Raw genomic sequence first — 16241 nt, forward strand, 5'->3', positions numbered from 1 at the left:
AACACCATCCCTGTCTTTTATAGCCCCTGTTAGGGGCTTTTTTTTTATTTCTAAACTAGTCTTTTATTCATGTTTGTTAACTATAGTTGACAACTAAACGAAGATTGCTAAGATAAAAACATAAAGACAAGGAGCAGTCTTATGATCACGGTTCTAACAACGGAATGTTTTGATAGTTGGATTAAAAATCTTAGAGATATTCGAGCTAAAACTAAAATTCTAATGAGAATTAGGCGGTTAAAAAATGGAAATTATGGTGATGTTCAACCCATTGGTGATGGCTTTTCGGAACTGAGGGTACATGAAGGACAAGGGTATCGTGTTTATCTAAAGCAGAAAAACAATGTTATTGTAATTTTACTTTGTGGTGGGACAAAGGCAACGCAGCAGAAGGATATCCATAAAGCTAAACTTCTTTTTGGTGAAGTTGAGGGGGAACTATGAATACTAAATTAAAAGAATTTGATATCGCTGAGTATTTAAACAGTGAAGAAGAAATACAAATGTATCTAAACGAAATTCTAGAAGAAGGTGACCCTAGTCTAGTTCTCGCTGCACTTGGTGATATTGCGAAGGCAAGAAATATGAGCCAATTAGCTAAAGAAGTTGGAATGAGTCGTGAAGGTTTATATAAGGCGCTATCAGGACAGGGAAATCCAACATTTATGACGATTATAAAAATCGTTAATTCTCTCGGATTAAAGCTACAGTTTAAGAGTATCTAAAAAATAGCTTATCTATGATTAGGCTAGCCATTAGCTAAGCTCACTATAAAAATAACGTATCCACCAAAGTAGGGTTCACTTTATGACTCAGATATTAACGACACAAGATTATCGCAATATGCCTTGGAAAAATGGCCAAGGGTCGACACTTGAATTGGCACGCAGTCATGGTGAAGGTTTAGATGATTTTGATTGGCGAGTGTCTATTGCAGATGTTAAAGCGGCGGGAGCATTTTCGTTTTTCCAAAATCGACAACGTATTATTGGAGTATTGGAAGGGGAAGGATTTATTTTACATGTGGATAAGAACCCTGCGGTGACGTTAAAGCAAAAAGAGTTTTTTGCTTTTAATGGGGAAAGTGAGGTTTATGCGGAGCTTATCCAAGGTGCAATTCGTGATTTTAATGTCATCTATAATCCTGAAAAATATCAAGCCCGTTTACAATGGGTGAATACTGCGCTTATTAACTCTTGGGTCAGTGGAGCAAGTGAGATCTTAATTTTTAATATTACCCCTAATTTGGGGGTGACTATTAATTCAGATTGCTTTTATTTAAAACCATTCGAGACTCTACTAATCAAAGAAAATCGAGAGAATCTACAATTTACTATTGAGCAAAATACAGAAAATGATTTTTGCATTATTGAGTTATTTATTAAATAGTTAGAATTTTTTCACTCTAAATTTAAGTACTATTTGTATGAAGCTTATATAGTACTTATTATTGGAATAATATTCTGTCTATTTTGCAATTTTAGTCAAAACGTTATCAAATTCATATATTAGATAATTATGGCTTTATTCCTATTGTTATTTTTCGCAGAATTTATAGTCTTTAGCGTTGTTAAAAAATAATACCTATATACTAAAGGAAAATGTTCTATGAAGATGAAAGCGCTTGTGGCAGTTGCTGTTTCTGCTGTCATTTTAACGGGTTGTAAAAATTTAGACCAAGGGATGTTGACTAACTCAGGCATGCAATTATTCCAAGCTGCGACACTGACTGACTCTGATGTTAAACAATTAAGTGACCAATCTTGTAAAGAAATGGATGCGCAAAACAAAATTGCTCCAGCGTCTAGCAAGTATGCGAAACGCTTAGACAAAATTGCAAAAGCGCTGGGTAACGAAGTTGATGGTACTCCAGTAAACTATAAAGTTTATCTGACTAGCGATGTCAACGCATGGGCAATGGCAAATGGTTGTGTGCGTGTATATAGCGGCCTGATGGATGTGATGAACGATAACGAAGTTGAAGGCGTTCTGGGTCATGAAATGGGCCACGTTGCATTAGGTCATACACGTAAAGCAATGCAAGTTGCTTATGCGGCAGTTGCTGCGCGTACTGCCGCAGCATCAGCGGGTGGCGTTGTAGAACAACTGAGTGCATCACAAGTTGCAGCTCTGGGTGAAAAACTGATTAACTCACAGTTTTCTCAACACCAAGAAAGCGAAGCAGATAACTTCTCTTATGACTTACTAAAAAAACGTGGTGTTAAAACTGACGGTTTAGTCACTGGTTTTGAAAAATTAGCGAAAATGGGTAGCGGCGAGACAAGCATGTTTGACTCTCACCCACCATCAAGCGAACGTGCACAAAACATCCGTGACCGTATTGCCGCTGACAAAAAATAATATTTAATTATTGACGTTAGTTGAGTGTTATTTTGGTGTAGTAATATGATGATATATTGCTACACCAATCACGTATTTCCTGCTATTTATCTCAATATTACTTTTCTTATATTGCAAATCAGAACTTATCCCGTTGTGCTCCTGTAACCGACTCTCTATCTTGTTAATTAAACGATATTCAGGTCTTTTCGTAATTTTGCAAATTTTCGTTTGATAAAACGTTAGCAAGGAAAAAAGATGGAAAAAGTGCAGAGAATTTCTCTTTTAGCTAAGGGAATGGGCATGCTGTTATCGGGAACCTGCCGTTTATTAACGGGTGTTCGCACTCGTTGGGTAGGGTGCCAACCTTCAATGACCACACGTATTTATTATGCCAATCATTCAAGCCATCTTGATGGTTTGGTTATTTGGTCTGGGTTGCCGCCGTTAATGCGCCATTTTGTTCACCCTGTTGCCGCTAAAGATTATTGGGTTAAGACACCATTTCGGCGTTATTTAGTTAATAAGGTTTTTCGCGCTGTATTAGTCGATAGAAAAGGCGATAAGCCTGCACAAAATAATACATTAGCTCCTTTAGAATCAGTATTAGAGTCAAAGCATTCATTAATATTTTTTCCTGAGGGTACGCGTGGAGATGGGGAAACGCTAAGTCAATTTAAAAGTGGGCTCTACCATCTCGCGAAAAAATACCCTGATGTTGAAGTTGTTCCAGTCTATTTGGAAAATTTAAATCGTGTATTACCGAAGGGGTCAAAGCTTGTTGTGCCTGTGATTTGCTCAGCTATCGTTGGTAAGCCTCTGGAGCCTATTATGGAGAATGAAAATAAAATCGACTTTTTGCAGCGAGCCAAAGAAGCACTTGAGGAGCTAATGCCATGAATATTGGGGACAGGGAATTAGTATTATTGTTGTCAGGTGTGTTTGGGATACTAGTATTTGCTAGTGTTATTGGTGGTATTCTTGCATATCGTTATTCAGGTGAAAAAAGTAACCCAACCATTGATAATTTGAATGCTCGTATCCGCGCATGGTGGGTTATGTGCATTATTTGTGTACTTGCTGTGGTGCTTGGCAATATAGGTGTCGTGATCTTATTCGCACTGATATCGTTCTTTGCACTCAGAGAGTTTATTACCTTAACGCCAACACGGCGAAGTGACCATGAGGCATTATTTTGGTGCTTCTTTGTTTTTATTCCATTGCAATATGTCTTGGTTGGTATTGAATGGTATGGGTTATTTTCAATTTTCGTACCTGTTTTTGTATTCCTTTTCTTGCCTACCCGTATTGCTTTAGCTGGAGATACCTTTCATTTTCTTGAACGCACTGCAAAAATTCAGTGGGGAATGTTGGTGGCTGTTTTTTGTTTAAGCCACGTCCCTGCGTTATTGATGTTGAATATTCAAGGCTATGAAGGCGAAAACGTAAAATTATTACTTTTCTTGATTATTGTGACGCAAATTTCAGATGTGTTGCAGTATGTTTTTGGCAAGTTAATGGGTAAGCGGCCTATTGTGCCTAAGTTGAGCCCAAATAAGACAATTGAAGGTTTTATTGGCGGAGTATTATCTTCAGTACTCATTGGTGTTTGTCTTTACTGGGTAACCCCGTTTAGCTGGTGGGTTGCGGGACTGATGTCATTAGCGATTACCATTATGGGGTTTGTGGGAGGGTTATGTATGTCAGCCATTAAGCGTGATAGTGGCATTAAAGATTTTGGGGCGATTATTGAAGGACATGGGGGCATGCTGGATCGCATTGACTCATTGTGTTTTGCTGCGCCTATTTTTTTCCATTTAACGCGTTATTACTATACATAATCCCATTTTATTTTCGTTTTTGTTCGTTAATCAAAAGAGCACCAAAATGGTGCTTTTCTTTTGTTTTATAGGTACAGCATCGAAGGAATTTAAGTGTTATCATTAATACTTAATTTTTATTTCAAACTAAGATTCAACTAGGGTAATTCGCTTTAGTTGGTACTCTAGGGCTTTTTTTGCATTGAAAGATTTACCTATTGGGGTGATCGGCTAGAATTATGTAAACTGGATCACAATAAAACATAAAAGCTTGATGGAAAGCAGATGCATAATTCACTCTTTGCCGTATTATGCTGCTAGGTGAATCAATTCAGCACTAGTAAGCCAGCGTAATTAGCGTTAAAAAGATTAGCAGCGTAACGGTTTTATCGATTTGCAATTTTATGTTCATTAATCAGAGGTCATCATGGTCAAGCAGATTAAAAGAATTGGGGTTTTAACGAGTGGTGGTGACGCGCCAGGCATGAATGCAGCGATCCGCGGTGTGGTTCGCGCGGCATTAGGTGAAGGTTTAGAAGTCATGGGTATTTTTGACGGTTACCTTGGCCTATATGAAAACCGCATGAAGCAATTAGACCGGTATAGCGTGTCAGATATGATTAACCGTGGTGGTACCTTCTTAGGCTCAGCTCGTTTTCCACAATTCCGTGATGAAAAAGTGCGTGCTGTCGCATTCGATAATCTGAAGAAAAACCATATTGACGCATTAGTTGTTATTGGTGGTGACGGTTCTTATTTGGGGGCTAAAGCACTGACGGAAGCTGGTTTCCCATGTATTGGATTACCGGGAACGATTGATAATGACGTTGCTGGCACAGACTATACCATCGGTTATTTCACTGCACTTGAAACGGTTGTTGAGGCTATTGACCGCCTTCGCGATACCTCGACGTCCCATAAACGTATTTCTATTGTTGAAGTGATGGGACGTTACTGTGGTGATTTAACGCTATCTGCTGCGATTGCTGGGGGCTGTGAGTTCTTAGTGTTACCTGAGCAGGAAATGGCTTTTGACCGCGAAGAACTATTATCAGAAATCAAACGTGGTATTGAAAAAGGCAAACGCCATGCGATTGTTGCTATTACCGAACACGTTTGTGATGTGGGTGAATTAGCGAAATATATTGAGCAGGAAACACACCACGAAACCCGTGCAACGGTTCTTGGTCATATCCAACGTGGTGGTTCCCCAGTTGCTTATGACCGTATTTTAGCATCACGCATGGGGGCTTATTCTATTCAACTTCTGTTGGAAGGCTACGGCGGGCGCTGTGTTGGTATTCAAAATGAAAAATTAGTCCATCATGACATTATTGATGCGGTTATGAATATGAAGCGCGTCTTTAAGAAGGATTGGTTTGATACGGCGAAGAAGCTGTACTAATCCCTCTATAATTGCAAATCTCTCCTGCATAGTGATTTCCCGCTATGCAGGTTTGATCCTGTATTCCAGATAATACTTTGTTCATATATTCCTCATTCTTATAAGTTTTTCTTTTTAATTATTTCCCGTAATTGATGCTATCTGTCAGCCTCCTCCTTATCACAAATTTAATGAGGGAAGGCAAATGACACGTTCATGGCAGGTAAAAAAATCACAATTCACGACAGCATTGCTATTGCTGTTAGCGACAGGGGCTTGGGCGAAAAACATTCAATTGTTGAATGTGTCTTATGATCCGACTCGTGAGTTTTATCAGCAATATAATCAGGAGTTCAGTAATTATTGGAAAAAGAAAACGGGCGATACCGTTACCGTTCGGCAATCTCATGGTGGCTCAGGTAAGCAAGCCATATCAGTGGTGAATGGATTAGAAGCCGATGTTGTTACCTTAGCTTTAGCCTATGATGTTGATGCTATAGCACAAAGTGGCCGTATAGATAAAAATTGGATAAAAAAGCTCCCCGATAATTCAGCTCCTTATACATCGACTATCGTCTTTCTCGTTCGTAAAGATAACCCGAAAAATATCAAAGATTGGGACGACTTAGTCCGCAAAGACGTTTCCGTGGTGACACCAAACCCAAAGACCTCCGGCGGAGCACGTTGGAATTACTTAGCAGCATGGGGCTATGCGTTAGATAAAAATCAGCAAAACCCTGAAAAAGCGAAACAATTCGTTAAACAGCTCTATAAAAATGTGGAAGTACTCGATTCGGGGGCTCGCGGCGCAACCAATAGTTTTGTTGAACGTGGTATCGGCGATGTATTAATTGCTTGGGAAAATGAAGCGTTATTAGCCATAAATGAGTTAGGGGAAAGCGGACAGTTTGAAATTGTGACGCCAAGTATTTCGATTCTCGCTGAGCCAACCGTCGCTGTTGTCGATAAAACCGTCGATAAACGTGACCGCAGGGCGGTTGCAGAAGCTTATCTAGAGCACCTCTATTCTGCGCAAGGGCAGGAAATTGCAGCTAAAAACTACTATCGCCCACGAAATAGCGAAGTGGCCAAAAAATATCAACAACAGTTTCCTGAACTAAAACTGCTGACGGTTGATGGCAGCTTTGGCGGCTGGCAAGCCGCGCAAGCAACCCATTTTGCTAATGGAGGGGTGTTCGACGAAATCATTCAACGCTAATACTCGTCATATTTCAATTTGTAGGGGTGTTGGCTGCACGCACTCGCCCTAGTCACATACTGGTGTATGCTCCTAGGGCCTCGTTTGTTTGCCGCCTACCTACAATTTGAACTATTTAGAGTATTATCTTAGGTGTAATAAATATTTTGAGTAATGATAGTTAAGGGCGGGGATAATAAAAACAGGATTAAAATGGGGTATTATTCCTAGCCTGTGAGGGGCAGACTAGGAATGAGGTTAATTTATTGCCACTGGTATTTGACACCTAACTGGCCAAGATAAAATGTTTGACGGTTATTGCCACCAGAGGTGATACCTGCATTTTTTGGGTTTTCCCAAGTACTAGGTTCAACCGCGAAGCCGCCCCATAGCGTTAGTTTTGGTGTTAAGTTATAAAAAACCTGTGTTCCGACACGGTAGCCGTCTTTAACTTTCTGAGTTGTACGTTTGTTGCTATCGTAGTTATGTTCATTTAAATAATAGCGAAAATAAGGCATTACGCTCCAATCCTGGTTTAACGTGATAGGAAAATAACCGCGAATTTGGTTTTGTTCCCATGTCTTATTAAAGTCTTTATCCCATGTCCAATCGGTGTATAGATAGACTTTGGCGGTTGCAGAGTCGTTGACCTTATAAACAAGTCCGTGTTCGGATTCCCACTCATAACTATTGGGGGCATGGAAATTATCGTAGTGATAAACTGCATCCCAAAAGTTAAATGCCCACTTATCATTGAAATTGTATGTCCCGCTAGGCATTAACCAAAACATAGTATTCGATGGCCGTGCCTGTGTGCCCGGTGCGGAGTCATTTGATTCCTTACGATAGGTGACATTCAAATTGAACTGACCAATATCGCTCGCATACATTTTCCGAGTAGCGCCAATTTGCGTACGATTACGAATAAAAGAATCTTTGGATGTTGAGAAATTGTGGTTGTAGCTTCTTAATGATTCCTTATGTTCCAGAAAAAAGCTCCATTTTGATTCAGGATTCGCTAAAAATAGCTGGCCAACCATCGTGGTTTTGTCGTAGACCTTACGACCGCTGGTATTATGGTGTCCTTCAAATTTTTCGAGTTCCATATAGACGTTGGAAGAAACGCGCCAGTAATCATTATTGACCTGATCAGCTGCGAAAACGGATGTTGTCAATCCTGTGAGAGTAACAAAAAGTAAACCATTCAGTGAAGTTTTCATTTTAACCCTTTAATTTTTATGTATATTTTATTTTTTATGCCTTAGTCCAAGGCGTTAGTGTCTGGCCTTTATACCGTGGGGTATAAAGGCTAAATCATTGTTAATAATTAATAGGTTGTGTAATTAATTGATTGTGGAGTAGGTTTCACCATGACCATAAGGGAACAGCACTTTGTTACCTTGTGAGTTTTTAATATTAACGGGTAGCAACCCTTGAGGTGGGTTTAGCGGCTGGCCGTGAGTGTTAGCAAATAATGTCCGTAAACCGCTGCGAATATTGGTTTCTAACGAATTGCGGTTATTATTGGTGATATCAAATCCGGTAATACCGTAGATGGCAATATTTGCGTTTACATTGTTTAGGTATGCGATGTCATAGGGGTTACGTGAAGAGATAACAACAATAGGGGTTTTAAGTTGGTTTGCAGCATCAATGATAAGCTGAGCATTCGTTGGCGTATCCTTTAAATTATAGGTCGTCAGTAATACCAAATCTTGGTTTTGAACCAGTTTTTTTGCTTCATCTTGAGTTAGCGTATTTTCATTCAATTTAACGACACTTTCGCCTGTAAGAATAGCAACCCCCGTTTCCTGTGCGATATCATTTAACTGTTTTTGAATTAAGGTATTGCGTGGCTTTTCATCAGAAATAATGAAAATTCGATTTAGCGGTTTTAATTGATAGGGCAGCACATTCTCATTTTTAATTAATGTGATAGCCTGCTCAGAAACCATATTTTCAATATCTTTATGGCCTTTTGATGCGACGACTTGTTCTGCCTTCACTAAGTCTATTGGTTGTGCTGTAATTTCTTGCTGAAGCTTTTTCAGCACTACACGTTTTGCGGATTCATCAATACGTTTTTTCAGTTCTGGGTTTTTCTCTGCTTGTGTTTCTAAATAGCGGTACATGTTATCTAAACGAGAAACCGCTTGGGAGTCCCACATTTTAATTGGCATAAGAATAATATCTGAGCCAGCGAGTAACGAGGTTTCTACCGCCCAATTAATATCGAAGTTGTCAGCAATAGCCCCCATATCCATGGCATCTGTCACTATCAAGCCGTCATAGTTGAGCTCATCGCGTAAAATACCATGCAAAATAGGTTTGGAAAGCGTCGCTGGGGTGCCAACTTGTTTACCTGCAAGTGTGGTGATCTTATCGTCATCCAGTGCTGGTACAATGATATGTGCGGTCATGACGGCATCAGCACCATGAGATAACGCGTATTTGAATGGGACGAGTTCAGTGTCTCGCCATGTTTTCGCGTCGGAATTAACAACGGGTAAATCAACATGGGAGTCAGCAGAGACATTTCCATGACCCGGGAAATGTTTAAGTGACGTCAATAAATTATATTTATGAATGCCTTGAATATAGCTGGTGGCCAGAGAGCCAACTAAATTTTTATCATCTGAGTATGAGCGTACCCCAATAACTGGGTTATTTTGGTTGTTATTAACATCAACAACTGGGCCAAAATTGATATTAAAACCAAGACTGGATAGTTCATATCCGTGGATCATCCCTGTTAGCTCTGCAAGGGCTGGGTTACGTGCTGCGCCTAATGCCATATTTCCGGGCATTTCGGTGCCTACGCGTAAGCGGGTGACATAACCCCCTTCTTGGTCGGTACCAATAAATAGTGGAAGGTTACTGCGGGAAGATTGAAGTTTATTAATTAACTCCACAGTTTGTGGTGTATCAATCAGATTTTCTCTAAATAGGATCACCGAACCGAGGTGGTACTGATTGATAACCTTAGAAACTTCATCATTCATAACGAGAAAAGGAGCGGGTTCTCCATGGCTGTCTTTATTCCAATATCTGAAATCTAACATGAAGAGCTGACCAATTTTCTCAGCCTCGGACATATTATTTACTATTTCTTGTGCAGACTTTTGTTTGTCTTGCCATAATTCATTCAATTGGGCTTGTGTTATTGGGTTAGCCATTGAAAATGCACTGAAAATACAAGCACTAAGTAAAGTGAATTTCTTCATTTTTCATTTTCCCTAAGTTATTTTTCAAAAAATAATAAGTGGCTGGATATATTTATGATGTGAGAGTGCTCACAGTTGATAGTATTCTCTCTTTCAGAGTAAGAGGAATAGCGTACAAATAGATAGAGAAGGGGTCTTTATTTATCTCATTGATATTAAATAGCAAATTATCAAGAATAATTAATTTTAACCTAGAATAATTTCAACTTGATATTATTTTGTTATGTGACGTAAGTATAAATTATAATTAAATGGTATTTAAATCGACGGTAGAGCGTAAAAAATTAATGTTTTCACTAATTATTTACTTTTTAATATATTTTATTCTTATATTTAAGTAGTTTTCTAATTTAAAATAGATAAGCCATATGATATTTCACATGGCTTATTTTTCTAAGAGAAATAAGTTAGTTGCAAACCAAAGGTTACCATTGGTATTTTACGCCAATTTTACTTAGGTATAGCGTTTGTTTATTATCATATCCTGACGTAATTCCATTCTTTTTAGGTGATTTCCATGTTGAAGGCTCATAGGCAAACTCACTCCATAAAGTCAGTGATGGGGTGACTTGGTATTCCACGAGAGAGCCAATGCGGAAGCCATTTTTAATTTCCTGTGTTAAATAATTATTTTTATCATAGGTATTTTCTTGTAAGAAATAACGTGCATAGGGGGTGATTTTCCAGTTGGGTTTAATGGTAATGGGTAGGTACGCACGAACTTGTGATTGTAAAAAGCGGGTGCTGAAATGTTTATCCCATTGGTTATCAATATAAACAGTGAATTTTGCTTTTAATGCATCTGAATATTTATAGGTCACACCAAATTCGGTTTCTGCTTCATGACTGCTGTCATTGAAATAATTACTGTAATAAAAATAAGAGAGCCAAAAGTTAAAAGACCAATCATCATTGAAACGGTACTCGCCGGCAGGAGTTAAGCCATATAAACGATTCGAAGAACGTGCTTTGGTGTTGGGTTCGACATCGTTTGACTCTTTTCTGTAACGAAAACCAAGCTCTAAGTCTGATGTTGGGGTGTTAATCATTTTCTTGATAGCATCAATTTGCGTGCGATTTCTAATGTAAGAATCCCGTGAAGTCGTGAAGTTACGGCCATGATTCCTTAAAGATTCGCGGTGTTCAAGAGCAAAGCGCCAGGCAGATTGCGGGTTGAAAAGCTTTAGTTGCCCAACGGCGCTGATTTTATCGTAGACTTTATTATTAAATGAATCCCGTTGTCCTTGATATTCTTCTATTTCCAAATAGATATTGGTATTAACTCGCCAAGAGTCATTATTTAATTCAGAGAAACAAATTGTAGGGAATATAATTATGATGCTATAGATTAAACCAACTATATATTTCATATTTATCCTTCAGGGTGAGTTTTATTAATGTTAATTATCTAGTTGAGCGATTAGAGAGATAAATGTGTATTAACTTTTATAGATTGTCTACCGTTATTATTTAATAGATGATGAATGGTATATATAAATTAAAAATCTAATAAGTTGCATCTTGTTGTTATTTTTGGGAGTTTTATTATTGTTGGTATAAAGGTGTGTTTTTATTTATAATTTTATTTAAGATTTTTAATCACATGTTTATTTGTTAGTTTTAAATTTAATTAATAAATATTAATTTTATTTAAAACTAAGTGGTAATTGTATTATATGGTTGGTAATTATGAGAATAATAAAAATATTAATATGATGATTTTATTCATGTTGGAATTAATGAAAACAAAAAACCGCCAATATTTGGCGGTTAATCTCAAGGTATTAAAATAACCTTATTTAGATTTTTTCGCTTCAGCAGCCGCTTTAACAATAACAGCAAAAGCGTCAGCTTTCAGAGAAGCGCCACCCACTAAGGCACCATCGATATCTGGCTGGGTAAATAGCTCAGCTGCGTTGCTGGCATTAACAGAGCCGCCGTATTGGATGATAACTTGTTCAGCAATGGCTGCATCTTTTTTCGCAATATGAGTACGAATAAATTTATGGATTGCTTGTGCTTGTGCTGGTGTTGCTGATTTACCTGTACCGATAGCCCAGATTGGCTCATAAGCGATAACGGCACCTTGGAAAGCTTCTGCACCTAAAGAATTCAATACGGCATCGATTTGACGAGCGCAGACTTCTTCGGTTTTACCCGCTTCATTTTCAGCTTCAGTTTCACCAATACACAGTACTGGGATCAGGCCTTGTTCTTTTAAGACAGCAAATTTCTTAGCGACAAATTCATCACTTTCGTTGTGATAAGTACGGCGCTCTGAGTGGCCGATAATGATGTATTTGGCGCCAACATCTTTTAACATTTCAGCAGAGGTTTCACCTGTAAATGCACCTGATAGGTTAACGTCAACGTTTTGTGCACCTAACGCAATACGGCTACCTGCTAACGCATGTTTAGCTTGAGTCAAATAAATCGCAGGTGGTGCAATAGCCACATCACAGCCATCAACGCTGCTGAGTTCATTACGCAAGCCAGCGACGAGGTCATTGACCATCTGTGTGCTGCCGTTTAGTTTCCAGTTACCCATTACCAATGGATGTCGCATGTTATTTCCTCCAACCAGAGAGTTTGAATGATTAATCAATAAGTTATTCATCACACGCTTATGTTACACGCGTAACGTGACAATGTTGTGGCCATTCACCTTCTGCATTATAAGAACAATGGATAATAATAGCTTTGCTTTTCATCATGCTTGTTCTTAGAGCGTGATCACAGTCAGTTTAGGGTGTTTGTTGTTCTAGCTTAATCGGTTCAACAGCAAAAGTAAGCACATTATTGTCACTTTTTACTAAAATATATCTTAAAGCGCCTAATCGAGCTTCTTCCGCGTGAGTTGCACTATTATTGGCAATAAATTTATTTAAGGCTTCCGTAAGCTCAGGGGCTTTATCCAGTGAAACTTCAGGGGCAAATATACGGACCATTGCCATGGTATAACTTTCCATTAATTGTCGATTTTTTTGGTTTTCTTGTGGGTTATCAGACGGTAGTAATGTGATCTGTAAACTTTTAATTTTTTCACTTCCGCGTTCTAACACCGCAGAGGAATAAATTTGTTGGTTAATTCGAGAAGCTGCTCGAATATAGGGAGCTGCGATATCTTGGCTAGCAATTACTTTATATTCATGAAGATATAAGTCTTTGTATGCTTGATTGAATTGGTTACGTAATTCAGGAATAGTGAGGTTAAAAGAAGGCGCATCAGGGGCCAAATAGGAGACCTCAAAGTCAGTATCTGGCAGCGTTGGGACTTTTTGAGCAAAAGCCAGTTGTGGCACACTAAGTACAAAAATGGTTATGATGGCGTATACAGAACGAAATAAAGTTTGGGTCATTTTTGAGCCACTCATTTTTAGTTTTCCACATTGTATCAGGATTATAGGTAATGACATTACAACAATGGGCTTTTTCCTTCAAAGGCCGTATCGGTCGCCGGCCATTTTGGGTAGGTATTGCAGTCATTTTTATTTTAATGACGGTAATTGCCCTGTTACAAAATGCACTGCTATTCTCTGAAACACTTGCTATATCGTTATTTATTTTACTACTTTACCCTTTGGCCGCTATCTTTGTGAAGCGTTTACATGACCGTGGAAAATCGGGTGGGTGGTTTACGCTGATTTTATTGGCATTTGCTCTTTTTTCAATCGACGTCAGCCAATTTGAACCTGTATGGCAATGGGGGATAGGGCGCTTTTTGCCATTATTAATTACTATGATAATGGTACTTGATTGTGGGGCTTTTGTGGGAATGGATGGTGTTAATCACTACGGTGAAGAAACAGAAACAGTAGATTATCTATAGCGCGAATACCATATAGCATAAATGCTACCCTGAAGATGCATCAGGGTAGTGTATGACATTACCAATATTGTTCACTAGAGATATGGCCGGGCTTGCGGCGCAAGTGTTTAACCATCCCATGGCTATTTTTCAGCGTATCACGAGTATCTCTGACCATTTCAGGGTTGCCACACAACATGACGTGACAGGTGTCAGGCGAAAGTGTTAAGCCAACAGTGTTTTCGAGTTCATGATCCTCAATTAAAGCTGGAACCCGACCATATAATGAACCCGCACATTGTTCCCGGCTCACTACGGTGACAATCTTTAATTTTCCTTGGTATTGTTGTTCCAACTTTTTCATTAAGGGTAAATAACTTAAATCTTTCTCATAACGGACCGCGTGGAGTAAAACAATGTTCTCGAAGCGCTCAAGGTCTTTGCCTTCCTGTAAAATAGACAAAAAAGGCCCAATGGCGGTACCTGTTGATAACATCCATAAATTTTTACATTCAGGGATTTCGTCTAGAACGAAGAAACCTGCTGCTTCATCTGTGATCTGTAACGTATCATCGGGTTTTAATTGTGCTAATTTTGGGCTAAGTTTCCCTTCGGGGACGATGACAAAATAAAATTCAAGTCGGTTATCACTAGGTGCGTTGACGTAAGAATAAGCTCGCTGAATACGTTCGCCTTCGATTTCGAGTGCCAGTTTGGCGTATTGTCCGGCGGTAAAGGGTTTAATTGGCGCCTCAATGACTAAGCTGAATAATGAATCAGTCCAAAATTTGGCTTCAATCACTGTTCCTGTTACCCAATTTGCCATAGATCCCACCTCTTCATATTTTAAAATCGACCATCTGAAAAATAACTCATTTTTGATGTGAATGAGCCAAAGCATGGTTCACTAGGATTTAATACTAAAACAGTTCATTATTTATGCTTATCGATAATGTGTTCCAGTGTTTTATTCTTAATATTGGTCTATTTTAAAGTTCAATGTACAGTTATGTTGACAATGCTGGCGAATATTACTGCCATTGTTGAAAAATATAAAATGTCGCACTACTACGAAAAGATGGCTGCTTTTGTTATCTTAGTCACACTCAAGCAAAACGCATTATTTGCTATTTATTAAAAATGGCATAAAAGCGTAGAGCAGTATTTTTATATTGATAATTAAGCACCTAAATAATTTTGCGTTATTACAATGAAATAATGCGGCGTTATTTTGTGTCCGAAATAGCGTGCATTTGAATTATTGGATGTATTTGAGAGAAAAATGAGAAAACTGGAACATTTTAATTTGCTATTAATGCTAATTGCATTGGCAGCAGTCGGCCAAATGACACAAACTATTTATGTTCCTGTCATTGCTGAAATTGCCGCTTATTTTAATGAGCCCTCTGGTGCTGTTCAACAAGTGATGGCGGCTTATTTATTTTCTTATGGTTTTTCGCAGTTAGTTTATGGGCCGCTATCTGACCGAATTGGTCGCCGACCTGTTATTTTAACCGGTTTAACGATTTTCTTATTTTCAACGGTTGTGGCAATTTTCGCGCCAACGCTAAATATACTTACAGTGGCAAGTGGGTTACAAGGGCTAGGAACTGGTGTTGCCGGTGTAATGGCAAGAACAATGCCTCGAGACTTATATAAAGGCACAGCGCTGCGTTATGCAAATAGCCTATTAAATATGGGGGTGTTAGTCAGCCCATTATTGGCTCCTATGTTTGGCGGAATATTAGCGCACTTTTGGGGCTGGCATGCTTGCTATATTTTCCTATTTATCTTAGGAGCCTCAGTATTATTGAGTATGTATCGTTGGCTACCAGAAACGCGGCCTGTTTCCCCAGAAAAGCACAGAATGTTGGCCTCATATCGTGAATTACTTTCAAGTGGTTCATTTCTCTCTTACCTTGCCATGCTAGTTGGTGCGTTAGCTGGGATAGCGGTATTTGAAGCCAGCAGTGGTGTATTGATGGGCGGTGTATTAGGGCTAAGCAGTATCACTGTGAGTATTTTATTTATATTGCCGATTCCTGCCGCTTTCTTTGGCGCTTGGTATGCAGGGCGAGAGGGAAAAACGTTTTATAATTTGATGTGGCACTCAGTGCTTATTTGTTTATTGGCTGGCTTTATGATGTGGGTGCCAGGTTGGTTTGGGATTATGAATATATGGACATTGTTAGTCCCTGCAGCGGTATTTTTCTTTGGCGCTGGTATGTTATTTCCTTTAGCAACGACAGGGGCTATGGAGCCTTTCCCTTATTTGGCAGGTGCCGCAGGAGCACTCGTTGGCGGCTTACAAAATGTCGGTTCAGGTGTTGCGACTTGGGTTTCCGCATTATTACCGCAGAACGGGCAGTTTAGTTTAGGATTGTTGATGTTTTTAATGTCGACGCTTGTATTGTTGTGCTGGTTACCTTTAGCAAAACGTATGAATCACTCAGAACGCATGGTTTAA

General features: G+C 39.0%; 17 protein-coding genes. 11 read left to right on the top strand and 6 right to left on the bottom strand.

Going from position 1 to position 16241, the window contains the following annotated elements:
• Window positions 1–141 precede the first annotated feature (141 nt).
• The 8 genes from M1F25_RS01220 to M1F25_RS01255 all read left to right on the top strand — a co-directional run bounded on the left by M1F25_RS01220 (window position 142) and on the right by M1F25_RS01255 (window position 6763).
• Window positions 142–444: a type II toxin-antitoxin system RelE/ParE family toxin gene (locus M1F25_RS01220; RefSeq protein ID WP_096863599.1), complete on the top strand. Its 303-nt coding sequence runs from the start codon at window positions 142–144 to the stop codon at window positions 442–444.
• The gene (locus M1F25_RS01225) at window positions 441–725 is read left to right on the top strand and encodes an addiction module antidote protein (RefSeq protein ID WP_004265229.1); all 285 of its coding nucleotides are present in this window, start codon (window positions 441–443) and stop codon (window positions 723–725) included. The genes M1F25_RS01220 and M1F25_RS01225 overlap by 4 nt, the downstream gene beginning before the upstream one ends.
• 82 nt (window positions 726–807) lie before the next feature.
• Complete coding sequence (locus M1F25_RS01230; protein WP_094961882.1) at window positions 808–1389, top strand: HutD family protein; 582 nt, start codon at window positions 808–810, stop codon at window positions 1387–1389.
• A 219-nt stretch (window positions 1390–1608) separates the two neighbouring features.
• Window positions 1609–2361, top strand: a complete 753-nt coding sequence (locus M1F25_RS01235) for a M48 family metallopeptidase (protein ID WP_004907010.1) — start codon at window positions 1609–1611, stop codon at window positions 2359–2361.
• Between the two features lie 237 nt (window positions 2362–2598).
• Window positions 2599–3240 (top strand): lysophospholipid acyltransferase family protein, encoded by a 642-nt coding sequence (locus M1F25_RS01240; protein WP_140172874.1) that lies wholly within the window; start codon window positions 2599–2601, stop codon window positions 3238–3240.
• The gene (locus M1F25_RS01245) at window positions 3237–4181 is read left to right on the top strand and encodes a phosphatidate cytidylyltransferase (RefSeq protein ID WP_102140623.1); all 945 of its coding nucleotides are present in this window, start codon (window positions 3237–3239) and stop codon (window positions 4179–4181) included. The genes M1F25_RS01240 and M1F25_RS01245 overlap by 4 nt, the downstream gene beginning before the upstream one ends.
• A 406-nt stretch (window positions 4182–4587) precedes the next feature.
• Window positions 4588–5565 (top strand): 6-phosphofructokinase, encoded by a 978-nt coding sequence (pfkA, locus tag M1F25_RS01250; protein WP_004265237.1) that lies wholly within the window; start codon window positions 4588–4590, stop codon window positions 5563–5565.
• A 184-nt stretch (window positions 5566–5749) separates the two neighbouring features.
• Window positions 5750–6763: a sulfate ABC transporter substrate-binding protein gene (locus M1F25_RS01255; protein WP_140172872.1), complete on the top strand. Its 1014-nt coding sequence runs from the start codon at window positions 5750–5752 to the stop codon at window positions 6761–6763.
• A 242-nt stretch (window positions 6764–7005) separates the two neighbouring features.
• Here M1F25_RS01255 and M1F25_RS01260 read toward each other — a convergent pair whose 3' ends face one another.
• The 5 genes from M1F25_RS01260 to M1F25_RS01280 all read right to left on the bottom strand — a co-directional run bounded on the left by M1F25_RS01260 (window position 7006) and on the right by M1F25_RS01280 (window position 13340).
• Entirely contained in the window at window positions 7006–7962 is a 957-nt protein-coding gene (locus M1F25_RS01260; RefSeq protein ID WP_004265276.1) for an OmpG family monomeric porin, read from the bottom strand.
• Between the two features lie 123 nt (window positions 7963–8085).
• Complete coding sequence (locus M1F25_RS01265; protein WP_181489099.1) at window positions 8086–9966, bottom strand: glycoside hydrolase family 3 protein; 1881 nt, start codon at window positions 9964–9966, stop codon at window positions 8086–8088.
• 425 nt (window positions 9967–10391) lie between these two features.
• Window positions 10392–11336: an OmpG family monomeric porin gene (locus M1F25_RS01270; RefSeq protein ID WP_140172868.1), complete on the bottom strand. Its 945-nt coding sequence runs from the start codon at window positions 11334–11336 to the stop codon at window positions 10392–10394.
• A 425-nt stretch (window positions 11337–11761) separates the two neighbouring features.
• Window positions 11762–12532 (bottom strand): triose-phosphate isomerase, encoded by a 771-nt coding sequence (gene tpiA / locus M1F25_RS01275; protein ID WP_036959102.1) that lies wholly within the window; start codon window positions 12530–12532, stop codon window positions 11762–11764.
• A gap of 178 nt (window positions 12533–12710) precedes the next feature.
• A complete protein-coding gene (locus tag M1F25_RS01280) occupies window positions 12711–13340 on the bottom strand; it encodes a DUF1454 family protein (RefSeq protein WP_172412255.1) in 630 nt (209 codons plus the stop codon).
• 35 nt (window positions 13341–13375) lie between these two features.
• Between M1F25_RS01280 and M1F25_RS01285 the strand changes: the two genes are divergently transcribed.
• Window positions 13376–13795 (top strand): DUF805 domain-containing protein, encoded by a 420-nt coding sequence (locus M1F25_RS01285; RefSeq protein WP_140172866.1) that lies wholly within the window; start codon window positions 13376–13378, stop codon window positions 13793–13795.
• Between the two features lie 58 nt (window positions 13796–13853).
• Here M1F25_RS01285 and fpr read toward each other — a convergent pair whose 3' ends face one another.
• On the bottom strand, window positions 13854–14600 hold the full coding sequence (fpr, locus tag M1F25_RS01290) for a ferredoxin--NADP(+) reductase (protein WP_140172864.1): 747 nt from the start codon (window positions 14598–14600) through the stop codon (window positions 13854–13856).
• A 183-nt stretch (window positions 14601–14783) separates the two neighbouring features.
• Between fpr and M1F25_RS01295 the strand changes: the two genes are divergently transcribed.
• Window positions 14784–14912 carry a hypothetical protein gene (locus M1F25_RS01295; protein WP_256372551.1) on the top strand — a complete coding sequence of 43 codons (129 nt, stop codon included), beginning with the start codon at window positions 14784–14786 and terminating at the stop codon, window positions 14910–14912.
• A 144-nt stretch (window positions 14913–15056) separates the two neighbouring features.
• The gene (emrD, locus tag M1F25_RS01300; protein ID WP_140172861.1) at window positions 15057–16241 is read left to right on the top strand and encodes a multidrug efflux MFS transporter EmrD; all 1185 of its coding nucleotides are present in this window, start codon (window positions 15057–15059) and stop codon (window positions 16239–16241) included.

It is taken from the genome of Providencia sp. PROV109, assembly GCF_033681625.1.
GTDB classification, from domain to species: Bacteria; Pseudomonadota; Gammaproteobacteria; order Enterobacterales; family Enterobacteriaceae; genus Providencia; species Providencia hangzhouensis.

What these genes read in the sequence shown, in the direction of transcription:
- M1F25_RS01220 (WP_096863599.1), top strand. Translation starts at nt 142, where the DNA reads ATGATCACGGTTCTAACAACGGAATGTTTTGATAGTTGGATTAAAAAT.
- M1F25_RS01225 (WP_004265229.1), top strand. Translation starts at nt 441, where the DNA reads ATGAATACTAAATTAAAAGAATTTGATATCGCTGAGTATTTAAACAGT.
- M1F25_RS01230 (WP_094961882.1), top strand. Translation starts at nt 808, where the DNA reads ATGACTCAGATATTAACGACACAAGATTATCGCAATATGCCTTGGAAA.
- M1F25_RS01235 (WP_004907010.1), top strand. Translation starts at nt 1,609, where the DNA reads ATGAAGATGAAAGCGCTTGTGGCAGTTGCTGTTTCTGCTGTCATTTTA.
- M1F25_RS01240 (WP_140172874.1), top strand. Translation starts at nt 2,599, where the DNA reads ATGGAAAAAGTGCAGAGAATTTCTCTTTTAGCTAAGGGAATGGGCATG.
- M1F25_RS01245 (WP_102140623.1), top strand. Translation starts at nt 3,237, where the DNA reads ATGAATATTGGGGACAGGGAATTAGTATTATTGTTGTCAGGTGTGTTT.
- pfkA (WP_004265237.1), top strand. Translation starts at nt 4,588, where the DNA reads ATGGTCAAGCAGATTAAAAGAATTGGGGTTTTAACGAGTGGTGGTGAC.
- M1F25_RS01255 (WP_140172872.1), top strand. Translation starts at nt 5,750, where the DNA reads ATGACACGTTCATGGCAGGTAAAAAAATCACAATTCACGACAGCATTG.
- M1F25_RS01260 (WP_004265276.1), bottom strand. Translation starts at nt 7,962, where the DNA reads ATGAAAACTTCACTGAATGGTTTACTTTTTGTTACTCTCACAGGATTG.
- M1F25_RS01265 (WP_181489099.1), bottom strand. Translation starts at nt 9,966, where the DNA reads ATGAAGAAATTCACTTTACTTAGTGCTTGTATTTTCAGTGCATTTTCA.
- M1F25_RS01270 (WP_140172868.1), bottom strand. Translation starts at nt 11,336, where the DNA reads ATGAAATATATAGTTGGTTTAATCTATAGCATCATAATTATATTCCCT.
- tpiA (WP_036959102.1), bottom strand. Translation starts at nt 12,532, where the DNA reads ATGCGACATCCATTGGTAATGGGTAACTGGAAACTAAACGGCAGCACA.
- M1F25_RS01280 (WP_172412255.1), bottom strand. Translation starts at nt 13,340, where the DNA reads ATGAGTGGCTCAAAAATGACCCAAACTTTATTTCGTTCTGTATACGCC.
- M1F25_RS01285 (WP_140172866.1), top strand. Translation starts at nt 13,376, where the DNA reads ATGACATTACAACAATGGGCTTTTTCCTTCAAAGGCCGTATCGGTCGC.
- fpr (WP_140172864.1), bottom strand. Translation starts at nt 14,600, where the DNA reads ATGGCAAATTGGGTAACAGGAACAGTGATTGAAGCCAAATTTTGGACT.
- M1F25_RS01295 (WP_256372551.1), top strand. Translation starts at nt 14,784, where the DNA reads ATGTTGACAATGCTGGCGAATATTACTGCCATTGTTGAAAAATATAAA.
- emrD (WP_140172861.1), top strand. Translation starts at nt 15,057, where the DNA reads ATGAGAAAACTGGAACATTTTAATTTGCTATTAATGCTAATTGCATTG.